The following is a 22,833-nucleotide window of genomic DNA, read 5'->3' on the forward strand; positions in this document are numbered from 1 at the left end:
GCGACAGGAGGTGATCGGAAGTCCACTTCTCGGCGGAACTCATGGGTTTCTCCTCTACCGTTGTGGTCGTGACCAGGGCGGTTCCTTCGTCCTGGCCCCCACTCCCCGCCGCGGACGGCCGCCCGGCGCGGCGGGGACACTCCGGAGGGTCCCCGCAGGACGAGCGCGCAACCACGCCGCGCGAACGCAGCAGTGCCTGCGTGCGCGAGCCGAGGAGACCCTCCGGAGGGGCCCCGCCCCACCGCCCCGCCCCACCCGAGCCCCGGTCAGCCGGCCGCCGGTCAGCAGCCTGACGGGACCGGGCCAGAGCCCCGTCAGACCGCCGGGACGCAGCGGCCCTCTTCCGTGCGGTACTGCCACTTGGCGCCGTCCGCGACCAGCTCCCGCACCGCCCGCACGAAGCGCTCGACGTGCTCGTCGGGGGTGCCGGCGCCGAAGCTGACGCGGATGGCGTTCAGCGAGCGCTCGCCCGGCGCCGCCTCCGGCGCACCACACTCCCCCTGGGCCTGCGGCTCGCTGCCCAGCAGGGTGCGGACCAGCGGGTGGGCGCAGAACAGCCCGTCGCGCACGCCGATCCCGTACTCCGCCGACAGCGCGGCGGCGAAGTGCGAGCTGTTCCAGCCGTCGACCACGAAGGAGATGACGCCGACGCGCGGGGCGTCGTCGCCGAACAGGGACAGGACCCGCACCGCGGGCACCTCGGCCAGGCCCTCGCGGACCTTCGCGATGAGGTGCCGTTCGCGGGCGACCAGGCTGTCGAAGCCGGCCTCCGTCAGCGCCTTGCAGGCGGAGGCGATGGAGTAGACGCCGATGACGTTCGGGGAGCCGGCCTCGTGGCGGGCCGCGGTGGTGTGCCACTCGACGTCCACGCCGCCGTCCTCGCGCCGGGCCACCTTGCGGGAGGCGCCGCCGCCCGCCAGGTACGGGTCGGCCTCCTGCAGCCAGTCCGCGCGGCCGGCGAGCACGCCCGAGCCGAAGGGCGCGTACAGCTTGTGTCCGGAGAAGGCGATCCAGTCCACGTCCAGCTCCTGGACGGACACGGGGTGGTGCGGGGCCAGCTGGGCGGCGTCCAGGACGATCCGCGCGCCGTGGGCGTGCGCGGCGGCGGCGAGCTCCTTGACCGGCCACAGCTCACCGGTGACGTTGGAGGCGCCGGTGACACAGACCAGGGCCGGACCGTACGGGTCACGGCCGGCGAGCGCCCGCTCCAGGGTGGCGACGGCCTCGCCGGGGGTGCGGGGGGCGTTGAGGTAGGTGACGCGGGCGTCGGTCCACGGGAGCAGCGAGGCGTGGTGCTCGGTCTCGAAGACGAAGACCTGGCAGCCGGCCGGGAGCGCGGCGGCCAGCAGGTTCAGCGAGTCGGTGGTGGACCGGGTGAAGACCACCTGGTCCGAGGGGCGGCAGTCGAGGAACTCGGCGACGGTGACCCGGCTCTGCTCGAACAGGTCGGTGGAGAGCTGGGACAGGTAGCCGGCGCCGCGGTGCACGCTGCCGTAGTACGGGGCGTAGGCCGCCACGTCGTCCCAGACCCGCTGGAGGGCGGGGGCGCTGGCCGCGTAGTCGAGGGCCGCGTAGGTGACCTCGCCGCCGGTGACGAGCGGGACGGTGACGTCCCGGCCGAGGACCTGCAGCGGTTCGGCACAGGCGGGGTCGACGGCAACGGCGGCGGGGATGGCGGCGGCGTTCAGGGATGCGGACATGGCGGTATCTCCCGGCAGGCAGGGGTGAATGGCTTCGGTGTGCCCGTACGCGGGTAGGGCGCTGCGGCCGTCCGGGGTACGGGAAGGTCCTCGGAGCGAACCGGGTACACGGAGGTGTCCCTGTTCCGAGGGGTGAAGAAGGGGCGGATTCGCCCTATCGCATTCGCTTGCTCACGGAAAACGCTCCTCGAGAGACCAGGACCCCTGGTGTCGAGGGATCCGCGCTTGCCGTAGACCTCGCTGCCTACGGCCTGGTCATCACCCGGGGCACCCCGCCACGGAAGGAGGGTTGCCGGACAGCAAGCCGGGGCCTAAACGCTGTCACTCGTGACCTGGGCAGCATCCTGCCACATGATCTCTTGCGCGGGGGACCCCGGTCCGCATGCTGGACCGGGGTCTTGGCGCGAAACGATCAGCCGGACGGCGCCGCTGCGGCCGCTACAGGTTGCTCGCCGCCACCCAGCGCTCCAGGGCCGCGCGGGCCGCGCCCGAGTCGATGCCCTCGGCCGCACGGGCGATGCCGGTCCGGATCTGCTCCTCCAGCGTGCCCGTACCGGGGTCGAGGGCCACCAGGGCCGCCGCCGAGTTGAGCAGGACCGCCTCGCGCACCGGGCCCGTCTCGCCGGCCAGCAGGCGGCGGGCGACGTCCGCGTTGTACGAGGCGTCCTCGCCGCGCAGCGCGGACACGTCCACCAGGCCGATGCCCACGTCACGCGGGTCGAACGTCTGCTCGGCGACCGTGCCGTCCCGGACCCACCAGACGCGCGAGGTCGCGGTCGTGGTCAGCTCGTCGAGGCCGTCGTCACCGCGAAAGACCAGGGCGGACGAGCCGCGTTCGGCGAGGACTCCGGCGACGATCGGGGCCATCCGGGCGTCGGCCACGCCGGTGGCCTGGGCCCGTACCTTCGCCGGGTTGGTCAGCGGGCCGAGGAAGTTGAAGGTGGTGCGGATGCCCAGCTCCTTGCGGGCGGCCGCCACGTGCCGCAGCGCCGGGTGGAACTTCACCGCGAAGCAGAAGGTGATGCCGGCCTCCTCGGCGACCTCGGCCACCCGCGCCGGGGTGAGGTCGAGGTTGACGCCGAGCTTCTCCAGGACATCCGAGGACCCGCTCGCGGAGGACGCGGCCCGGTTCCCGTGCTTGACCACCTTGGCGCCGGTTCCGGCCACCACGATCGCCGACATCGTCGAGATGTTCACCGTCTTGGCCCCGTCGCCGCCGGTGCCGACGATGTCGACCGTCCGGCCGGGCACCTCGATCAGGTTGGCGTGCTCGTACATGGTCCGCACGAGGCCGGTGATCTCGGCGACCGTCTCGCCCTTCGCCCGCAGCGCGACGGCGAAACCGGCGATCTGGGCGTCGGTGGCCTCGCCGCGCATGATCCGGTCCATGGCCCAGGCGGTGTCGTCGGCGCGCAGGTCCTGGCCGGTCAGCAGGGCGTCGAGAACGCCCGGCCAGCCACGGGCCGCCGCGCTGTCGCCGCCTGCCGGGGTCACCACGTTCATGGTCCGCTCCTGCTGCTGGTGGGATTCCACGTCGATCGGAAGGGCTCCAGCCTATCCAGCCCCGGTTACGGCGAAGAGCCCCGTCCGGACAATGGACGGGGCTCTCACCGTGGCGACACCAGGACTGACCGAAATCAGTCCCTCACAACGTGGTACGGGGAATCAGTGGTGGCCGTGGCCGCTCTGGATCTCCTTGTACTCCTCCACCGTGGGCTTCGGAATCTGGCTGTCCTCGGCGTAGTACCCCTTGCTGAGCTTGACGCGCAGCTTCTCCAGGGCACCCACCTTGCGCTCGACACCGTTCTCGTCGACCGTCGGGCCGATCTCGGCCGGCTTGTACTGCGTGTGCGAGGTGAGCTTGTGCAGCTGACCCTGCGAGAGCGGCTCGTGGATCTCGACGAACTCACCGTGCGGGAGGCGCTTGATGATGCCGGTCTCGCGACCGTGCAGCACCTTGTCGCGGTCCCGGCGCTGGAGGCCGAGGCAGATGCGCTTGGTGATCACGAAGGCGATGACCGGTCCGACGAAGAAGCCGATCCGCGCGAACCAGGTGATCGAGTTGATCGACAGGTGGAAGTACTGCGCGAACATGTCGTTTCCACCGGCGATCAGCAGGATCACGTACCACGTGAGCCAGGCGACACCGAAGCCCGTCCGGGTCGGGACGTTGCGCGGGCGGTCCAGGATGTGGTGCTCGCGCTTGTCCTTGGTGACCCAGGACTCGATGAACGGGTACACCGCGATGGCGGCCAGCACCAGCGGGAAGATCACCAGCGGGATGAACACGCCCAGGACGAGCGTGTGGCCCCACAGGTTGATCTCCCAGCCGGGCATGGCACGGATCAGCCCCTCGGAGAAGCCCATGTACCAGTCCGGCTGCGCACCGGTGGACACGTGGTCCGGGCGGTACGGGCCGAGCGCCCAGATCGGGTTGATCGACGCGATGCCCGAGATGGCCGCGATCACACCGAAGACCAGGAAGAAGAAGCCTCCGGCCTTCGCCATGTAGACGGGCAGCAGCGGCATGCCGACGACGTTGTTGTTCGTCTTGCCGGGACCCGCGAACTGGGTGTGCTTGTGGTAGAAGACCAGGATCAGGTGCGCCACGAGCAGGCCCATCATGATGCCGGGCAGCAGCAGGATGTGCACCGAGTAGAACCGCGCGACGAAGTCGCCGCCGGGGAACTCCCCGCCGAACAGGAACATCGACAGGTACGTGCCGACGACCGGGACGGACAGGATGGCGCCCTGCATGAAGCGCACACCGGTACCCGACAGCAGGTCGTCCGGCAGCGAGTAGCCGGTGAATCCGGTGAACATGCCGAGGACCAGCAGCAGGAAGCCGAAGACCCAGTTCACCTCGCGCGGCTTGCGGAACGCGCCGGTGAAGAACACGCGCATCATGTGCACGAGCATCGCCGCGACGAAGATCAGCGCGGCCCAGTGGTGGATCTGGCGGATCAGCAGACCGCCGCGGACGTCGAAGCTGATGTCCAGCGTCGAGGCGAACGCCTCGGACATCAGGACGCCCTGCATCGGCACGTACGAGCCGTGGTACTCGACTTCGTTCATGCTCGGGTGGAAGAACAGCGTCAGGTACACACCCGTGAGGATGATGATGATGAAGCTGTAGAGGCAGATCTCACCCAGCATGAAGGACCAGTGGTCCGGGAAGATCTTGCGCATGTTGGCCTTGGCGAGGCCGTAGATGCCCAGGCGGCCGTCCGCCCAGTCGGCCACGCGCTCGCCGGCCGGGGCTTTGCGCTCCGGCTTGCCCGCCGCGCCCGCGGGTGATGAATTCGTAGTGGCAGTGCTCATCCGCGCTCCCAGAAGGCAGGACCGACGGGCTCTTCGAAGTCGCCGAGCGCTTCGAGGAAGCCTTCGTCATTCACGCCGATCCGCAGCTGCGGAAGCGCGTGACCGGCCGGGCCGAAGATGACTCGGGCGCCGTCGGAGAGGTCGAAGGTGGACTGGTGGCACGGGCAGAGCACGTGGTGCGTCTGCTGCTCGTACAGGCTGATCGGGCAGCCGACGTGGGTGCAGATCTTGGAGTAGGCCACGATCCCGTCGTGGGACCACTCCAGCTCCTGCTTGTCCTTGATGTCGTCCGGCTGAATGCGGACGATCATCAGGGCGGCCTTGGCGATCTGCGTCTGGAAGTCGTGCTGGTGCTCGTCCAGGCCCTCCGGCCGGGCGAACGTCAGCGAACCGACCAGGACGTCCTCGGGACGCAGCGGCTCGTCCGTGTTGTCGTTGATCAGCAGCTTGCCCTTGGCCCAGATGGTCTTGCGCAGCTTGTCCTCGGGCAGGGGCCCCAGGTCGCGCATGATCACGACGGCGGAGAGCGGCAGCATGGCCAGCGCGCCGAGCATCGTGTTCCGGATCAGCGGGCGGCGGCCGATGCCGGACTCGCGGGCGCCGTCGGCGAAGTCCTGCAGGACCTGCGCCTTGACCTCCGGCGGAGCCGCGATCTCGTGGCGCTCGGCGGCGACCTCGACGTCGGACATCAGGGTGCGGGCCCAGTGGACCGCGCCCGCGCCGATGCAGAAGAGCGCCGTGCCCAGCGTCATGCCCAGCGAGAAGTTGAGCGCGCTCACCTTCCCGATGGGGAAGATGTAGACGATCTTGTCTACCGGGAAGATCACGTAGGACGCGATGAAGCCGATCGTGGCCAGCATCGAGAGCGTGAACAGGAACGCGACGGTGCGCTCGGAACGCCTCGCCGCCCGCTCGTCGATGTCCTGGATACGGGGCTTGTGGACCGGAAGGCCCGGGTCGGCGAACGGGTCGTCCGCGACCGCGACGCCACCGTGGTGCGCGTCGCCCTGCTCGCTCGGCAGGTGCTTCTCTTCGGGAATCTCTTGGCTACTCATGACTTCTTGGCCTTAGCGGTGTGGGCCGCGACCCAGACGGCGACAGCGATCAGCGCACCCAGACCGAAGATCCAGCCGAACAGTCCCTCGGAGACGGGGCCGAGGCCACCGAGCTTGAGCCCACCGGGGTTCGTCGACTTATCGCCGTTCACGTTCTGGAGGTACGCGATGATGTCCTTCTTCTGCTTCTCCGGCATGGTGCTGTCCGGGAAGGAGGGCATGTTCTGCGGGCCGGTGAGCATGGCCTCGTAGATGTGCTTCGGCGAGACGTCCTCGAGGTTCGGGGCGTACTTGCCGTTCGTCAGCGCGCCGCCCTCGCCGGTGAAGTTGTGGCACTGCGCGCAGTTGTTGCGGAAGAGCACACCACCGTTGGCGATGTCGGCGCCCGCCGGGTCGTACTGCCTGCCGGTCGGCGTGATCGGGCCGGCCCCGAGGGAGGCGATGTACGCGGCCAGCTGGTCGATCTGCTCCTGGGAGTAGATCGCGGGCTTCTTCGGCACCTGGGCGCCGGGCTGCTGCGCGGGCATGCGGCCCGTGCTCACCTGGAAGTCGACGGCCGCGGAGCCGACGCCGACCAGGCTCGGGCCGTCAGAGGAACCCTGACCGCCGGTTCCGTGGCAGCTTGCGCAGCCGACGGCGTAGAGCTTCTTGCCCTCCTCGATGGCGAGGGACTGGGCGGTTTCATCGGCCTGCGCCTTGCCCGCGGGGGCGAAGGCGGCGTACAGCCCCCCGGTGGCCGCCAGCGCGAAGAGTAGAACGACAACCGCCGCCAGCGGATGGCGTCGTCGTGCGGAGAGCTTTTTCACGGATTACCCCGGTGTCAGGATCTTCTGCGTCGGTGTGTCTGGATGGAGTGCCGGGTCGTGCCCGGTGACGTACTCGCTACTTGATCAGGTAGATCGTGGCGAAGAGGCCGATCCAGACGACATCGACGAAGTGCCAGTAGTAGGACACGACGATGGCCGACGTGGCCTGTTCGTGGGTGAACCTCTTGGCCGCGTACGTCCGGCCGAGGACCAGCAGGAAGGCGATGAGACCGCCCGTCACGTGCAGCCCGTGGAAGCCGGTGGTCAGGTAGAAGACCGAGCCGTACGGACCGGACGAGAGGCTCATGCCCTCGTGCATGACCAGCTCGGTGTACTCGAACACCTGGCCGCCAATGAAGATCGCACCCATGACGAACGTGATGATGAACCACGTCCGGAGCTTCTTCACGTCACCGCGCTCGGCTGCGAACACACCAAGCTGGCAGGTGAGCGAGGAAAGCACCAGGATCGTCGTGTTCGTCGCCGAGAAGGGCAGATTCAAGGCCGAAGCCTGCTCTGTCCAGTACTCGGTGCCTGTCACGGATCGCAGGGTGAAGTACATCGCGAAGAGGGCCGCGAAGAACATCAGCTCGGAACTCAACCAGATGATGGTTCCGACGCTGACGAGGTTCGGCCTGTTGACCGTCGGGTGCGCGTGCCCGGTATCTACTGTCGTTGCTGTCGCCACGACCGACATTATGTCGGTCGCTTATCCCGCCCTCACCCCGGGGGGTGCCGTTCGGAGTGTCCGAGGGGTGTGCAAGGCCCGAACGGCCCATCAGATCGCCCTCCGGAGGCCGCTCGCGAGCCTGTCCGAACCGATGCTGACCGCACGTCGGGAGGAGTAGCATCCGTTCCCCTGGCTCCGCCGGGGATACCCCATGAACATCAACGTGATTCACGTGACACGTGGAGGAACGAAATGCGGGCGACTGCGCGGGTTCTGGTCTACAGCGACGACTCGGGGACCCGGGAGCAGGTGCGGCTGGCAGCGGGGCGCAGGCCGGCCGCGGACCTGCCGCCGGTGGAGTTCCTGGAGTGCGCGACGCTTCCGGCGGTCCTGGCGGCGCTGGACGCGGGCGGCATCGACGTGTGCGTGCTGGACGGCGAGGCGGTTCCGGCCGGAGGCATGGGTGTGTGCCGGCAGATCAAGGACGAGATCTTCCGGTGCCCCCCGGTGCTGCTGCTCATGGGGCGCCCCCAGGACGCCTGGCTGGCCACCTGGAGCCGCGCGGAGGCCGCAGTGACCCTTCCGGTGGACCCGGTCGCGTTCGCGGACGCCCTGGCGGGCCTCCTGCGGGCCCGTCTGGCCTCGTCCGCCGCCTGAGGGCCACCGCGCCGTACGGGGCCGCGGCTCACCCGTCCGTGGGACATCCCCGGTCCTCTGGGACCGGGGATCCGCACGTGCGGGTGAGCCGGGCGGGTGAGCCGGGCGGGCGGGTGAGCCGGGCGGGAGCCGCCGGAGGCTAGACGGTCGGCCGCAGGCGGGCCTGGTCGACCGCGGTGCGGCCTTCCTGGGTGCCCTTCAGGAGGGCGCTGCCCTGGCGCCAGTCCTTCCAGTCCATGTTCCAGTCGCCGAAGCCGTTGCCGAAGATGTCCATGTCGTCGCCGATGCTGTTGATCACCTTGACGATGTCGCCCTCGGTGATGTTCTCGTAGAACCAGGCGGCGTTGCCGGTGCTCATGCCCGTGCAGCCGTGGCTGACGTTCGCGTAGCCCTGGGACCCGACGGACCACGGCGCGGCGTGGACGTATTCACCACTCCAGGTGACGCGCGTGGCGTAGTAGACGGGCAGGTTGTAGTACTCGCTGCCGCCGATGCCGACGGTGTCCCCGCGCATCTGGACGAAGTACTGCTTGCCGAGCACCACCTTCACTCCGTTGCGGGTGGAGAAGCCGGGCTTGCCGGTGGTCACCGGAATGCTGTTGATCACTTCGCCGTTGCGCCGGAACGTGAGGTAGTGCGAGGAGGCGTCGGTGGTGACCTCGACGCGGTCGCCGATCTCCAGCTTCAGCGGCTTGGCCGCGGCGCCGTAGAGGTGGTCGGAGATCCTGACGCCCTCCAGGTTGCTCCGTACGGAGACGGTCGTGTTGGCGGGCCAGTACTCCTTAGGGCGGTAGTGGAGCTTCTTGTCGTCGACCCAGTGCCAGGCGCCCTCCACGCCGGAGGGGACGTCCACGGCGAGCCCCCGTTCGATGACGGCGCGGGCGTCCTTGTCCTTGACGGGTTCGCTGAGTTCGGCCGTGAGGGGCTGTCCGACGCCGTACTTGCCCTCCTCCGGGCCGAATTCGACCGTGAGGACGCCTTTGCCCGGGGTGGTCTCGAAAGCGGCCGTGCGCTGCCCCGGAGCGCCCTTGGCGTTCTCGGTGCTCACGGTGACCGTGTAGCGGACGCCGGCGGCCATCGGGGCGGTGTTGTGCCAGCGGTCCCCCTTGGCGGAGAGCTCGCCCGCGAGGCGGCGGCCGTGGGTGTCCACGACGGTCACGTCGGTGATGCGCCCCTCACCCCCCTTCGCGGTGACCTCGAGGGGCTTGTCGGGGTCCACGGGGCGGCCGCCGGGGGCCTGGTTGAAGGCGATCTGGTCGCCCGCGTCGTACGGGCGGGCGGACAGCGGATCGTCGCCGCCCGATCCGCACGCGGTGGCCCCGGCCCCGAGGGACGCGACCAGCAGGGAGCAGCCGACTACCGTCCAAAGACGCGGTGAGTGGTTCATGGAGCTAACGCTATGAAGATATGACAATTACGGCGCGCGGGATGACTGCAAACGAGGGGCCCGGACCCCTCCGAAGAGGTGTCCGGGCCCCAGGTGCCTCACGACGCCGTCGTGAGGGTGCCGCTACTGGTTCTGGTTCTCACCGCGGTAGTACTCGTACACCCAGCCCCACAGGCCGATCAGGATGACCGGTGCCGAGAAGTACATGAGCCACCAGCCGAAGATGACGCCGCAGAAGGCGAGCGCGCCACCGATGGCCAGCGAGAGCGGCTGCCAGCTGTGCGGGGCGAAGAACCCCAGCTCGCCGGCCTCGTCGGCGACGTCGGCCTCCAGGTTGTCCTGGGCCATCTCGTCGACGCGCTTGGCCGTGAAGGCCAGGTAGTAGCCGATCATCACGCTCAGCCCGAAGGCCAGGAAGAGCGCGGTGGTGCCCACGGGCTCCTTCGACCACACGCCGTACACGACGGCCATGATCAGGATGAAGAAGGAGAGCCAGAGGAACATCTTGCCCTGGATCTTCACTTGCCGGCCTCCTTGCCACCGGTGACGGCAGCGGCACCGACGCCGTGGTGATCCTCGAGGTGGTCGAGGGCCGCGATTTCCGGGTGGTGCAGGTCGAACGCCGGGGACTCGGAACGGATCCGCGGCAGGGTGAGGAAGTTGTGCCGCGGCGGCGGGCAGGACGTGGCCCACTCGAGTGAACGGCCGTAACCCCAGGGATCGTCGACCTCGATCTTCTTCCCGTACTTCGCCGTCTTCCAGACGTTGTACATGAAGGGCAGCATCGACAGGCCGAGCAGGAACGAGCTGATCGTGGAGATCGTGTTCAGCGCGGTGAAGCCGTCGGCGTCGAGGTAGTCCGCGTAACGACGCGCCATGCCCTCGGTGCCGAGCCAGTGCTGCACCAGGAAGGTGCCGTGGAAGCCGATGAACAGCGTCCAGAAGGTGATCTTGCCGAGGCGCTCGTCCAGCATCTTGCCCGTGAACTTCGGCCACCAGAAGTGGAAGCCGGAGAACATCGCGAAGACCACGGTGCCGAAGATGACGTAGTGGAAGTGCGCGACGACGAAGTACGAGTCGGAGACGTGGAAGTCCATCGGGGGCGAGGCCAGGATGACGCCGGTCAGACCACCGAAGGTGAAGGTGATCAGGAAGCCGACGGCCCAGAGCATCGGTGTCTCGAAGGACAGCGAGCCCTTCCACATGGTGCCGATCCAGTTGAAGAACTTCACGCCGGTCGGTACCGCGATCAGGAAGGTCATGAAGGAGAAGAACGGCAGCAGCACACCGCCGGTGACGTACATGTGGTGGGCCCACACCGTCACCGAGAGGCCGGCGATCGCGATCGTCGCACCGATCAGACCGATGTAACCGAACATCGGCTTGCGGGAGAAGACCGGGATGACCTCGGAGATGATGCCGAAGAACGGCAGCGCGATGATGTACACCTCTGGGTGCCCGAAGAACCAGAAGAGGTGTTGCCACAGTAGGGCGCCGCCGTTGGCCGCGTCGAAGACGTGCGCACCGAACTTGCGGTCCGCCTCCAGCGCGAAGAGCGCGGCGGCGAGCACCGGGAAGGCCAGCAGGACCAGGACACCGGTCAGCAGGACGTTCCAGGTGAAGATCGGCATGCGGAACATCGTCATGCCGGGGGCGCGCATGCAGATGATCGTGGTGATGAAGTTGACCGAGCCGAGGATCGTGCCGAAGCCCGAGAAGGCCAGACCCATGATCCACATGTCGGCGCCGATGCCCGGCGAGCGGACGGCGTCCGACAGCGGGGAGTAGGCGAACCAGCCGAAGTCGGCGGCGCCGTTCGGCGTCGCGAAGCCGGCCACCGCGATGGTCGAGCCGAAGAGGTACAGCCAGTACGCGAACATGTTCAGCCGCGGGAACGCCACGTCGGGCGCGCCGATCTGCAGCGGCATGATCCAGTTCGCGAATCCGGCGAACAGCGGCGTCGCGAACATCAGCAGCATGATCGTGCCGTGCATCGTGAACGCCTGGTTGAACTGTTCGTTCGACATGATCTGCGTGCCCGGACGGGCCAGCTCGGCGCGCATGAAGAGCGCCATGATCCCGCCGATGATGAAGAACACGAACGACGTGACCAGGTACATCGTGCCGATGGTCTTGTGGTCGGTGGTGGTGAGCCACTTGATGACCACGTTGCCCGGCTGCTTGCGCCGTACCGGCAGCTCGTTCTCGTACGAGTCAGCTGCGGCGGCACCCTGGGATTCGTTGAGGATGCTCACAGTTTATTCGTCTCCGCGTTCCGGGCCGGGTCGGTCTGCTTGATGCCGGCCGGGAGGAAACCGGTCTGCCCCTTCTCCGCAAGCTCCTTCAGGTGCGCCCGGTACTTCTCGGGCGAGACCACCTTGACGTTGAAGAGCATCCGGGAGTGGTCGACGCCGCAGAGCTCGGCACACTTGCCCATGAAGGTGCCTTCTTGGGTCGGGGTGACCTCGAAGACGTTGGTGTGGCCCGGGATGACGTCCTGCTTGAACAGGAACGGGACCACCCAGAAGGAGTGGATGACGTCGTTGGACGACAGGATGAAGCGGACCTTCTCGCCCTTGGGCAGGAAGAGGGTCGGCCCCGGGTTCCCCGTCTGCGGGTTGCGGTCGCCGGGGACGCCCTTCTGGTAGACGCCTTCGGCGCCGGCCGGGAAGTCCTTGGTGAAGCGGTCCGGGATGGAGGCGAGCTCCTTGGGGACCTGCGTCATCGTCTGCGGCTCGGCCTCGTTCGCACCCTCCGCCTTGGGCAGCGCCCTCGGCCTGGGGGTGTTGGCGTCGCCGTCGACGTCCTCGACGTAGTTGAAGCCCCAGCTCCACTGGAAGCCGACCACGTTGATCGTGTGCGCCGGCTTGGGGGTGAGGGCGAGGAGCTTCGACTCGTCACGCGCGGTGAAGTAGAAGAGCACGGAGACGATGATCAGCGGGACCACGGTGTACAGCGCCTCGATGGGCATGTTGTACCGGGTCTGCGCCGGAACCTCGATCTTCGTCCGGCTGCGCCGGTGGAAGATGACGCTCCAGATGATCAGGCCCCACACCAGGACGCCCGTGATGAGCGCGGCCGCCCAGGATCCCTGCCACAGGGAGAGGATGCGCGGTGCCTCCTCGGTTACCGGAGTCGGCATTCCGAGGCGGGGGAAGTCTTTCCATGTATACGAGCAACCAGTGGCGGTCGCCAGGACCACGCCCGCAGTCAGCGCCTGCAGCAGCTTCCGCCGCATCGGGCGCCGCGGCGAGCGGTCGGAGCCGTAGGGACTCACGTAGCGCCTTCCCGAGAGTCTCGGCCCGCGCGGCCGGCCGCGGCCGTGTTCGGGTCGGTCGCCGGCCCTGACGCAGGCAGGGGTTTGGATGTTTATGCGGACCAAACCCTACTGGACGCTATTTGGGGTCGCGCGGGGAGGGTGCCCAACGCGCCGCTACTGACCCCGAAGGGGTGGTTCCGCCGTCCGGGGGACGGTGCGAATGGCCCTGAGGAGGCGCCTGCGGAGGACATCTGACGGCCCCTGACCTCGGCTCCCTCCGGCCTCCGGTTAGCGTGGCCGGATGCCGTACTTCGACAGCGCGTCCGCCGCCCCCCTGCATCCCGTGGCCCGGCAGGCGTTGCGGGCCTCCCTCGACGAGGGCTGGGCCGATCCGGCCCGCCTGTACCGGGAGGGCAGGCGCGCCAGGCTGTTGCTGGACGCGGCGCGGGAGGCGGCGGCGGAGGCCGTGGGGTGCCGGGCGGACGAGCTCGTGTTCACTCCTTCGGGGACGCACGCGGTTCACACGGGGGTCGCCGGGGTCCTCGCGGGCCGCCGGCGCGTCGGGGGCCATCTGGTGGTGTCGGCGGTCGAACACAGTTCTGTACTCCATGCGGCGGCGGCGCACGAGGCGGCGGGCGGCTCGGTCACCGAGGTCCCGGTGGACCGGCTGGGCGCGGTGACGGCGGCCGGCTACCGCGCGGCGCTGGGCGCCTCCACCGCGCTGGCCTGCCTCCAGTCGGCCAACCACGAGGTCGGCACGGTCCAGCCGGTGGCCGAGGTCGCCGAGGTGTGCGCGGCGGCCGGGGTGCCGCTGCTCGTGGACGCGGCGCAGTCGCTGGGCTGGGGGCCGGTGGAGGGCGGCTGGTCGGTGCTCGCGGCCAGCGCGCACAAGTGGGGCGGCCCGCCGGGGGTGGGGCTGCTGGCCGTGCGCAAGGGAGTCCGGTTCTCCCCGCAACACCCGGCGGACGAACGGGAGTCGGGCCGCTCCCCCGGCTTCGCCAACCTGCCCGCGATCGTGGCGGCGGCGGCCTCGTTGCGGGCGGTGCGGGCGGAGGCGCAGGCGGAGTCCGCCCGGCTGCGGGTCCTGACCGACCGGATCCGGCGGCGGGTGGTCCGGCTGGTGCCGGACGTGGAGGTGGCCGGCGACGCGGACCGCCGGCTCCCCCACCTGGTCACGTTCTCCTGCCTGTACGTCGACGGCGAGAGCCTGCTGCACGAGCTGGACCGGGCCGGCTACTCGGTCTCCTCGGGTTCCTCGTGCACCAGCTCCACGCTGACCCCCAGTCACGTGCTGCGGGCGATGGGGGTGCTGTCGGAGGGGAACGTACGGGTGTCCCTGCCCGTGGGCACCACGGCGGAGGAGGTCAACGGCTTCCTGGAGGTGCTGCCGGGCGCGGTGGCGGGCGTACGCGAGAAGCTGGGCGTGCGCGAGGCCCCGGCGGTGGCGCCGGTGGCGGACTCCGTCGAGCTGGACGCGCTCGGGCTGCGGTGTCCCCAGCCGGTCATCGAGCTGGCCCGGGCCATCGGCACGGTTCCGGTGGGCGGGACCGTGACGGTCCTGTCGGACGACGAGGTGGCCCGGCTGGACATCCCGGCGTGGTGCGGGATGCGGGGGCACGCCTATCTGGGTGAGGCGCGGCGCCCCGCGGGCGTGGCGTACACGGTCCGGCGCCTGGTCTGAACCCGGCGGCAACCCGGAGGTGACCCGGTGGGAACCCGGCGGCTCCGGGCCGGGACGCGGCCGGGACGCGGCCGGAACGCGGCCGGGCCCCGCCGCGGGGAAGCGACGGGGCCCGGCCGGGTACGGCGGCCGCGACTAGGCCAGGTGTGCCCGGACCTCGGCGGCGGCCTCGTCACCGTAGGCCTTGGTGAAGCGCTCCATGAAGTGCGCCCGGGCCAGGGTGTACTCCTGGGTGCCGAGGGTCTCGATGACCAGCGTCGCCAGCATGCAGCCGACCTGGGCGGCCCGCTCCAGGCCGACGCCCCAGCCGAGCCCGGTCAGGAACCCGGCGCGGAACGCGTCGCCGACGCCGGTCGGGTCGACCTTCGCGTTCTCCTGGGCGCAGCCGACCACGATCGGGTCCTCGCCGGCGCGCTCGATGCGCACGCCGTTGGAGCCGAGGGTGGTGACGCGGGTGCCGACCTTGGCGAGGATCTCTTCGGCGGTCCAGCCCGACTTCGACTCGATGAGGCCCTTCTCGTACTCGTTCGAGAAGAGGAAGGTGGCGCCGTCCATGAGGGTGCGGATGTTGTCGCCGTCCATGCGGGCGATCTGCTGCGAGAAGTCCGCGGCGAACGGGATCCCGCGCGTCCGGCACTCCTCGGTGTGGCGCAGCATCGCCTCGGGGTCGTCCGCGCCGATCAGGACGAGGTCGAGGCCGCCCACCCGGTCGGCGACGGCCTTCAGCTCGATCAGGCGGGCCTCGCTCATCGCACCGGTGTAGAAGGAGCCGATCTGGTTGTGGTCGGCGTCCGTGGTGCAGACGAAGCGCGCGGTGTGCAGCACTTCGGAGATGCGGACGGACTCGGTGTCGACGCCGTGCCGGTCCAGCCAGGCGCGGTACTCGTCGAAGTCGTAGCCGGCGGCGCCGACCAGGACCGGGCGGCTGCCGAGCTGCCCCATGCCGAAGCAGATGTTCGGGCCGACACCGCCCCGCCGGACGTCGAGGTTGTCGACGAGGAAGGAGAGGGAGACCGTGTGCAGCTGGTCCGCGACCAGCTGGTCGGCGAAACGGCCGGGGAAGGTCATGAGGTGGTCAGTGGCGATGGAGCCGGTGACTGCGATGCGCACGGCGTGGACGCTCCTGCTGAGGACGGCAAGGGGACAGTCAAAACTACCCGGTCGAGGGCGCTGGGCCGACCGGCCGAAACTACCCCGTAGTAGGTCTTTCTTCACGGGAGCCGTGGTGCCTACGGTGCCCCCATGACCTACACCGACGGTTTCGCCTCCCCCGAGTACACCGCCGACGCGCGCGGCGCGGAAGGTTCGCGGCAGTCCGGTTTCGCCGGATTGCTGGGCGACTGCGCCCGGATGGCGCCGCACTGGGCGGTTGCGGCGGGTCCCCGGCCGGTCCGGGTGACGCCCTCGGATCTCCACGGGATCAGCGTCCCGCCGTCCTCGGCCCGTCTCATCGCCGCCACCGCCGCGTACGGGGACCAGTAGGGCGATGGCGGGCGCGGGGAACCGCTCGCGCGTCTGTTCCGTCACACCCGCATCAGCACGACGGACGGGTGAAGGAGCGATGCGGTGACCAGCGAAGAACCCGACACATCACGCGGCGCACGGCGGCGGCCGGCCTGGGCCATCGGCTCGATCGCGGCCGCCGTCCTGCTCGCGGGCGGCGGTACGGCGTACTGGGCGTCCACCGCCCACGGCGACGGCGCCGCGGAAGGCCGTACGGCCGACACGGTGGCGTCCGCGCCCCGCGGGGCCGGGAGCCCCTCGGGCCCGGGCATCGCGCCCGGTGAGCCCGACCCGTCCGGCGGCGGGGTGGTCTACCGGGCGGACGTGAAGCTCCCGCAGGCCCCGGCGACGGCGCCGGCGTTCGCCGCGTCCGGTGAGGTCAGCGCCGAGGAGGTGTCCCGTCTCGCGGCGGCCCTCGGCATCACCGGCGCCCCGAGGCTGACCGGGGACTCCTGGCTGGCCGGGGAGAGCGCGGACGGCTCCGGGCCCCGGCTCACGGTGACCCGTACGGCCCCCGGTACGTGGAACTTCTCCCGCTTCCAGGGCCGGGACCCGGGCTCCGGCAGCGGTGTCGGGGACGACTGCGTGCGCGGCCGGGACACCTGCGGCCCCGCGACCCTCCCGGGAGCCGGCGGGAGCGGCGCCGACGCCGGCGCCGGGACCTCCGGTCAGCCGGTCCCGGAGGAGGCCGCCAAGGCCGCCGCGGCTCCGGTACTGGCCGCCGCGGGCCAGGCGGGGGCGAAAGCGGACGCGCGCCTGACACAGGGTTCGGTACGGGTGGTGGCCGCCGACCCGGTGGTCGACGGCCTGCCCACGCAGGGCTGGTCCACCCGGGTGGGCGTGGGCGGCGACGGGTCGGTCGTGTCGGGCGGCGGCGAGCTGAAGGTGCCCGTACGGGCGGCCGAGCAGCCGGTGACGGGCGCCGTGGAGGCGCTGGCCCGGCTGAACGCCCGGTCGGGCGGCCCGGACGGCGCCGGCCCGGCGCCGAGCACCTGCGCGACCGCGGTGCCGCTGGAGCCGGAGGGCGGGGCCGGGACCGCGGAGCGGCTGCCGTGCAAGCCGGAGCCGCGGCCGGTGAAGCCGCCGCGTACGGAGACGGTCAAGGGCGCGGTACTCGGGCTGGCCCCGGGGACGGTGGACGGCGCGCGGGGCCTGGTCCCGGCCTGGCACTTCGAGGTGGCGGGCAAGGACGGCGGCCCCGGCCGCACGGTGACGGAGCCGGCCGCGGCCCCGGAGAGCACCCCGGGGCCGAAGGACGGCCGGACCGTGCCCGGGTTCTCGTACGCGGAGGCGGACCGGAAGCTGACCGTGAACTTCTGGGGCAGCCCGTGCAGCACGTACGCCGTGGAGGCGCGCGAGCAGGCCGCATCGGTCCTGGTGAAGATCACGGACACCCCGGACAAGCCGGGTCAGGCCTGCATCATGATCGCGCAGGAGTCGGCGCTGACGGTCACGCTCCAGCAGCCGCTGGGTGACCGGGAGGTGCTCGACGCGACGACGGGCAAGCCGCTGCCCCGCCAGTAGGGCCGCCGCGGTACGCGACGAGGGCCCGCCACCGGTCGGTGTGACCGGTGGCGGGCCCTCGTCGTACGCGGGGTGTCCGGGCCGCCTAGCTGAACGAGTCGCCGCAGGCGCAGGAGCCGGTGGCGTTCGGGTTGTCGATCGTGAAGCCCTGCTTCTCGATGGTGTCGACGAAGTCGATGGAGGCACCGTGCAGGTACGGGGAGCTCATGCGGTCGGTGACGACCTTCACTCCGTCGAAGTCCTTGACCACGTCGCCGTCGAGCGAGCGCTCGTCGAAGAAGAGCTGGTAGCGCAGGCCGGAGCAGCCGCCGGGCTGGACGGCGACGCGCAGCGCCAGGTCTTCGCGGCCTTCCTGGCCCAGGAGGGTCCTGACCTTTTCCGCGGCGGCGTCGGACAGGAGGATGCCGTCGCTCACGGTGGTCTTGTCGTCCTGTACGGACATCTGCATTCACTCCCGAAGTGGGCGGCCCCCGCCTGAGGCGGGGAAACGTCGGACTCTTGCCGTCGGTGGCAACGAGCGGGGCCCCTGTTTCATTCCGGACCCGACGCTTGTTCCAGACATTCATGCTCGCACACCGGGCGCGGGGGCGGGATCCGCGGAGCCGCGGGCCGAGCCGCGGGCCGAGCCGCGGGCTAATTCGTCACATTGACACTATCGGCATCGTCAAACTGACGTGAAGCGGTTATGATAGATAGCGTCAAATAGACGAGAAGTCGAAGCGAAGCCTCAGCAGTCCCGAAGTCCTTCGTCGCAGAACAGAAAGGGTGCGTGTCGTGACCACCGCCCAGCCTTTGGACGTCCAGCCGACGCCGCTTGCCCTGCTGCTGCTCGGCCGCGAAGCCGACCCGAAGAGCGAGCGCGGGGTGGAATGCCCCGGTGACCTGCCCTCTCCGTCGGACCCGAACCTCGTGGCGCGCGCCCGCGCGGCCAAGGAGAAGCTCGGGAACAAGGTCTTCATCCTCGGCCACCACTACCAGCGTGACGAGGTCATCGAGTTCGCCGACGTCACCGGCGACTCCTTCAAGCTCGCCAAGGACGCGGCCGCCCGGCCGGAGGCCGAGTACATCGTCTTCTGCGGCGTCCACTTCATGGCCGAGTCCGCGGACATCCTGACCTCGGACGACCAGAAGGTGGTCCTTCCCGACCTGGCCGCCGGCTGCTCGATGGCCGACATGGCCACCGCCGAACAGGTCGCGGAGTGCTGGGACGTCCTGACGGAGGCGGGTGTCGCCGGCCGTACGGTGCCCGTCTCGTACATGAACTCCTCCGCCGACATCAAAGCCTTCACCGGCAAGCACGGCGGCACGATCTGCACTTCGTCCAACGCGAAGAAGGCCCTGGACTGGGCCTTCGAGCAGGGTGAGAAGGTCCTCTTCCTCCCGGACCAGCACCTGGGGCGCAACACGGCCGTCCGCGACATGGGCATGTCCCTGGACGACTGCGTGCTCTACAACCCGCACAAGCCGAACGGCGGCCTGACCGTCGAGCAGCTCCGCGACGCCAAGATGATCCTGTGGCGCGGGCACTGCTCGGTCCACGGCCGGTTCTCGGTCGAGTCGGTCAACGACGTGCGCGCCCGCATCCCCGGCGTGAACGTCCTGGTCCACCCCGAGTGCAAGCACGAGGTCGTTGCGGCCGCGGACCAGGTCGGCTCGACGGAGTACATCATCAAGGCGCTGGAGGCGGCCCCGGCCGGCTCCAAGTGGGCCATCGGCACCGAACTGAACCTGGTCCGGCGCCTGGCGAACCGTTTCGCCGCCGAGGACAAGGAAGTCGTCTTCCTCGACAAGACGGTCTGCTTCTGCTCGACGATGAACCGCATCGACCTCCCCCACCTCGTGTGGACCCTGGAGTCCCTGGCCGAGGGCAACCTCGTGAACCGGATCCAGGTCGACAAGGAGACGGAGAGCTTCGCGAAGCTCGCGCTGGAGCGGATGCTCGCGCTCGCGTAGGCGCGTAGGACGGAGCGGTACGGAGTCCGGGCCCCCGGGCCCGGACCGCGCACGATCCGAGGGGCGGCCCCGCCGTGGACACCGTTGGTGATGTCCGCAGTGGGTCCGCCCCTCGGGCGTGCGTACGGCGGGCCGGTCAGGCGTCGGCCGGGGACTCCTCCCGGGCCGGGGGGACCACCGACAGCCCGGCGGCGCGGCGAGCGCCGCGCCGCGCGGCCCGGCGCTCCTTGCGGAGCTCGACCATCGTGTAGAGGGTCGGCACCAGGAGCAGCGTCAGCAGGGTCGAGCTGACCAGGCCGCCGATCACCACGACCGCGAGCGGCTGCGAGATGAAGCCACCCTCGCCGGTGACGCCCAGCGCCATCGGGAGCAGGGCGAAGATCGTCGCGAGGGCCGTCATCAGGATCGGGCGCAGCCGGTGCCGTCCGCCCTCGACGACCGCCTCGACGACGCCCAGACCCTGGGCGCGGTACTGGTTGACCAGGTCGATCAGGACGATCGCGTTGGTCACCACGATGCCGATGAGCATCAGCATGCCGATCATCGCCGGGACGCCCATGGGGGTGCCCGTGACGATCAGCAGGCCGAGGGCGCCGGTCGCCGCGAACGGGATGGAGACCAGCAGGATCAGCGGCTGGACCAGCGACCGGAAGGTGGCGACCAGCAGCATGAACACGATCGCGATGGCGGCGAACATGGCCAGGCCCAGCGAGGCGAATGCCTCGTCCTGGTCCTCGGAGACGCCGCCGATGGACGCCGTGGCTCCGTCGGGCAGGTCCAGTGCCTTGATCTTGGCCTGGAGCGTGCTGCTGACCGCGCCCGTGTTGTCGCCGGCCGGCTTGGCGGTGATGGTGGCGGCGCGGGCGCCGTCGATCCGGGTCATGCCGACCGGGCCGGGGACCTCCTTGACCTCGGCGATGTCGCCGAGCCTGACCGGGCCGACCGGGAGGGCCTGGAGTTCGGCCAGGGTGGTGGCCGGCACCGCGGACTTGATGACGATGTCCCGCTCGGTGTCGTCCAGTACGGCCTTGCCCGCCGGGTTGCCCCGTACGGCCTGCGCGACGATCGCGCCCAGCGCGGCCTGGTTCAGGCCCGCTTCGGCGGCCTTGGGGGTGGCGGTCACCGAGATCCGGGGTACGGACTGGGACAGGTCGCTCTGCACGTCGGTGACGTCCTTGAGGGTGGCCACCTCCGCGCGGACCTGCTCGGCGGCCTTGGCCAGGACCGCGCCGTCGCCGGCCTTCACGACCACGCTGAGGTTCTGGCTGCCGAAGCCGTCGCCGGCCGTGATCCGGGTCTCGCCGATGCCGTCGAGCCCGGCGAGGGCGCCCTCGATGTCCTTCTTCACGGCGGCGGCGTCGCCGGCGTCCTTCAGCGAGACCTGGAAGGACGCCTGGTTGGAGCCGGTGCCGCCACCGAAGGCGGCGAGGAAGCCGGAGGAACCGACGGTCACCTGGTGGCTCTTGACGCCCTTGACCGAGGCCAGGACCGTCTCCACCGTGCGGCTCGCCTCGTCGGAGGCGGCCAGCGAGGTGCCCGGGGGGAGCTCCTGCTTGATCGTCAGGACGTCCTGCTCGCCCTGGTCGAAGAAGTTGGTCTTCAGCAGGGGGGTCATCCCGAAGGTGGCGACGAGCACGACCACCGCGATGGCCACGCTGGTGAGCCGGCGCCGGGTGGCGAAGCCCAGGACGCGTACGTAGAACCGCTGGAGGCGGCTGCGCGCCTCCTTCTCCTCCGCCTCGCGGCGGGCCTTGGCGGCGCTCTCCGCGTCCCCGGCCGTGACGCCCTTCGGCGCGCGGAGGAACCAGTACGAGAGCACCGGCACGACGGTGAGGGAGACGAGCAGCGAGGCCAGCAGGGCCGCGGTGACGGTCAGCGAGAAGGAGCCGAACAGCTCGCCGATCATGCCGCCGACCAGGCCGATCGGCAGGAAGACGGCGACGGTGGTGAGCGTGGAGGAGGTGACCGCGCCGGCCACTTCCCTGACCGCGGTGATGATGGCGCTCTCGCGTTCCTCGCCGTAGCCGAGGTGGCGCTTGATGTTCTCCAGGACCACGATCGAGTCGTCGACGACGCGGCCGATGGCGATGGTGAGCGCGCCCAGGGTGAGCATGTTGAGCGACAGGTCGCGGGTCCACAGCACGATGAGCGCGAGGACGACCGAGAGCGGGATGGAGACCGCGGTGACCAGCGTCGAGCGCACCGAGGCGAGGAAGACCAGGATCACGATCACCGCGAAGACCAGGCCGAGCAGGCCCTCGGTGGTGAGGCTGGAGATCGATTTGGCGACGGCCGGGCCCTGGTCGCTGACGACGGTCAGCTCGGCTCCGGCGCCGAGGGTGGAGCGCAGTTCGGGCAGCTTGTCCTTGACCGCGTCCGAGATGGCGACGGCGCTGCCGTCCTTGTCCATGGTGAGGACGAGGGCGAGGCTGGGCTTGCCGTTGGTGCGGGTGATCGAGGCGGCCCTGGCGGGCTCCTGCTTCACCGTGGCCACGTCGGCGAGACGGACCGCGGGCTTGCCCGGGCCGGGGCTCAGGCGCAGGTCCTCCAGCTGGGCGAGGGAGGTGTAGCCGGAGCCGACGCGGACGGTGCGGTTCTTGCCCTGTTCGTCGAAGGAGCCGGCCGGGACGGTCGCGCCGCCCGCCTGGAGGCCCTGGGCGAGCGCGGCGCCGTCGAGGCCCGCGGCCGCGAGCCTGGCGTCGTCGGGGGTGACGGTGACCTGGAGGTCCTGGACCCCGTCCACGGTGACCTGGCCGACGCCCTCGATGTCCGACAGGACGGGGACGACGGATCCCTCCAGCCGGTCGGCGAGCGCCTGCTGGTCCTTGTCGGAGGTGACGGCCAGGATGACGGTCGGGATGTCGTCGGTGGAACCGGCGACGACCTGCGGGTCGACCTCGGCGGGCAGCCGGACGCGGGCCCGGTTGACGGCCTGCTGGACGTCGGCGACGAGTTGCTTGGTGCCGCTGTCGCCGTAGTCGAAGGTGGCCATGACGAGGGCGTTGCCCTCGCTGGCGGTGGACGTGATGCCGGTGATGCCGTCGACGCCCCCCAGCATGGCCTCGATCGGTTCGACGACCTGCTTCTCCACCACGTCGGGCGAAGCGCCCTGGTACGGCGCGAGCACGGACACCATCGGCAGTTCGATGGACGGCAGCAGCTGCTGCTTGAGCTGCGGGACGGCTATGGCGCCGAAGAGGAGCGCCACGAGCGACACGAGGCCGATCAACGGCCTTTGGGCGAGGCTGAAGCGGGACAGCCAGGACATGGATGGGATCTCTCTGCAGTGGTGGAGGCGTGGCTCCCCAGCCTTTCCC

General features: G+C 70.2%; 18 protein-coding genes and 1 riboswitch. Of the genes, 5 read left to right on the forward strand and 13 right to left on the reverse strand.

Annotation, left to right across the window (positions count from 1 at the left end; genetic code table 11):
* Positions 1–314 precede the first annotated feature (314 nt).
* The 6 genes from ABT106_RS11040 to ctaE all read right to left on the reverse strand — a co-directional run bounded on the left by ABT106_RS11040 (position 315) and on the right by ctaE (position 7,579).
* On the reverse strand, positions 315–1,700 hold the full coding sequence (locus ABT106_RS11040; protein WP_351275266.1) for an aminotransferase class V-fold PLP-dependent enzyme: 1,386 nt from the start codon (positions 1,698–1,700) through the stop codon (positions 315–317).
* 216 nt (positions 1,701–1,916) lie between these two features.
* Positions 1,917–2,033: riboswitch (SAM riboswitch) on the reverse strand.
* 105 nt (positions 2,034–2,138) lie between these two features.
* On the reverse strand, positions 2,139–3,203 hold the full coding sequence (gene trpD, locus ABT106_RS11045; protein WP_351275338.1) for an anthranilate phosphoribosyltransferase: 1,065 nt from the start codon (positions 3,201–3,203) through the stop codon (positions 2,139–2,141).
* Between the two features lie 162 nt (positions 3,204–3,365).
* Positions 3,366–5,021: a cytochrome bc1 complex cytochrome b subunit gene (qcrB, locus tag ABT106_RS11050; RefSeq protein WP_351275268.1), complete on the reverse strand. Its 1,656-nt coding sequence runs from the start codon at positions 5,019–5,021 to the stop codon at positions 3,366–3,368.
* Positions 5,018–6,076 carry a cytochrome bc1 complex Rieske iron-sulfur subunit gene (gene qcrA, locus ABT106_RS11055; protein WP_351275270.1) on the reverse strand — a complete coding sequence of 353 codons (1,059 nt, stop codon included), beginning with the start codon at positions 6,074–6,076 and terminating at the stop codon, positions 5,018–5,020. The genes qcrB and qcrA overlap by 4 nt, the downstream gene beginning before the upstream one ends.
* Positions 6,073–6,882 (reverse strand): cytochrome bc1 complex diheme cytochrome c subunit, encoded by an 810-nt coding sequence (qcrC, locus tag ABT106_RS11060; RefSeq protein ID WP_351275272.1) that lies wholly within the window; start codon positions 6,880–6,882, stop codon positions 6,073–6,075. The genes qcrA and qcrC overlap by 4 nt, the downstream gene beginning before the upstream one ends.
* A 76-nt stretch (positions 6,883–6,958) precedes the next feature.
* Positions 6,959–7,579 (reverse strand): aa3-type cytochrome oxidase subunit III, encoded by a 621-nt coding sequence (ctaE, locus tag ABT106_RS11065; RefSeq protein WP_267720846.1) that lies wholly within the window; start codon positions 7,577–7,579, stop codon positions 6,959–6,961.
* A 225-nt stretch (positions 7,580–7,804) separates the two neighbouring features.
* Here ctaE and ABT106_RS11070 point away from each other — a divergent pair, with 225 nt between their 5' ends.
* Complete coding sequence (locus ABT106_RS11070; protein WP_351275274.1) at positions 7,805–8,209, forward strand: DNA-binding transcriptional response regulator; 405 nt, start codon at positions 7,805–7,807, stop codon at positions 8,207–8,209.
* A gap of 139 nt (positions 8,210–8,348) precedes the next feature.
* Here ABT106_RS11070 and ABT106_RS11075 read toward each other — a convergent pair whose 3' ends face one another.
* From ABT106_RS11075 to ctaC, 4 genes are all read right to left on the reverse strand, one after another.
* The gene (locus ABT106_RS11075) at positions 8,349–9,596 is read right to left on the reverse strand and encodes a L,D-transpeptidase (protein WP_351275276.1); all 1,248 of its coding nucleotides are present in this window, start codon (positions 9,594–9,596) and stop codon (positions 8,349–8,351) included.
* A 123-nt stretch (positions 9,597–9,719) separates the two neighbouring features.
* A complete protein-coding gene (locus tag ABT106_RS11080) occupies positions 9,720–10,118 on the reverse strand; it encodes a cytochrome c oxidase subunit 4 (RefSeq protein ID WP_267720843.1) in 399 nt (132 codons plus the stop codon).
* Positions 10,115–11,851 carry an aa3-type cytochrome oxidase subunit I gene (gene ctaD, locus ABT106_RS11085; protein ID WP_351275278.1) on the reverse strand — a complete coding sequence of 579 codons (1,737 nt, stop codon included), beginning with the start codon at positions 11,849–11,851 and terminating at the stop codon, positions 10,115–10,117. Before ctaD ends, ABT106_RS11080 begins: the two co-directional genes overlap by 4 nt.
* Positions 11,848–12,873, reverse strand: coding sequence for an aa3-type cytochrome oxidase subunit II (gene ctaC / locus ABT106_RS11090; protein ID WP_351275280.1), 1,026 nt, complete (start codon positions 12,871–12,873; stop codon positions 11,848–11,850). Before ctaC ends, ctaD begins: the two co-directional genes overlap by 4 nt.
* A gap of 283 nt (positions 12,874–13,156) precedes the next feature.
* Here ctaC and ABT106_RS11095 point away from each other — a divergent pair, with 283 nt between their 5' ends.
* On the forward strand, positions 13,157–14,536 hold the full coding sequence (locus ABT106_RS11095; RefSeq protein WP_351275282.1) for a cysteine desulfurase/sulfurtransferase TusA family protein: 1,380 nt from the start codon (positions 13,157–13,159) through the stop codon (positions 14,534–14,536).
* A 135-nt stretch (positions 14,537–14,671) separates the two neighbouring features.
* Here the strand turns inward: ABT106_RS11095 and ABT106_RS11100 are convergent, their stop codons facing one another.
* On the reverse strand, positions 14,672–15,646 hold the full coding sequence (locus tag ABT106_RS11100; RefSeq protein ID WP_351275284.1) for a carbohydrate kinase family protein: 975 nt from the start codon (positions 15,644–15,646) through the stop codon (positions 14,672–14,674).
* 132 nt (positions 15,647–15,778) lie between these two features.
* On the opposite strand from ABT106_RS11100, the gene ABT106_RS11105 reads away from it, so the two are divergent.
* Both ABT106_RS11105 and ABT106_RS11110 read left to right on the forward strand, forming a co-directional pair.
* On the forward strand, positions 15,779–16,018 hold the full coding sequence (locus tag ABT106_RS11105; RefSeq protein ID WP_351275286.1) for a hypothetical protein: 240 nt from the start codon (positions 15,779–15,781) through the stop codon (positions 16,016–16,018).
* Between the two features lie 84 nt (positions 16,019–16,102).
* Positions 16,103–17,563, forward strand: coding sequence for a hypothetical protein (locus ABT106_RS11110; RefSeq protein WP_351275288.1), 1,461 nt, complete (start codon positions 16,103–16,105; stop codon positions 17,561–17,563).
* Between the two features lie 85 nt (positions 17,564–17,648).
* On the opposite strand, the gene ABT106_RS11115 is transcribed toward ABT106_RS11110, so the two are convergent.
* Positions 17,649–18,005, reverse strand: a complete 357-nt coding sequence (locus ABT106_RS11115) for a HesB/IscA family protein (protein WP_267720836.1) — start codon at positions 18,003–18,005, stop codon at positions 17,649–17,651.
* Positions 18,006–18,328: 323 nt separating this feature from the next.
* Here ABT106_RS11115 and nadA point away from each other — a divergent pair, with 323 nt between their 5' ends.
* Positions 18,329–19,516, forward strand: coding sequence for a quinolinate synthase NadA (gene nadA, locus ABT106_RS11120; RefSeq protein ID WP_351275290.1), 1,188 nt, complete (start codon positions 18,329–18,331; stop codon positions 19,514–19,516).
* Between the two features lie 136 nt (positions 19,517–19,652).
* Here nadA and ABT106_RS11125 read toward each other — a convergent pair whose 3' ends face one another.
* Entirely contained in the window at positions 19,653–22,784 is a 3,132-nt protein-coding gene (locus ABT106_RS11125; RefSeq protein ID WP_351275292.1) for an efflux RND transporter permease subunit, read from the reverse strand.
* Positions 22,785–22,833 lie beyond the last annotated feature (49 nt).

The sequence above is a fragment of the Streptomyces sp. NPDC002044 genome (assembly GCF_040296725.1).
Taxonomy (GTDB): domain Bacteria; phylum Actinomycetota; class Actinomycetes; order Streptomycetales; family Streptomycetaceae; genus Streptomyces; species Streptomyces antarcticus.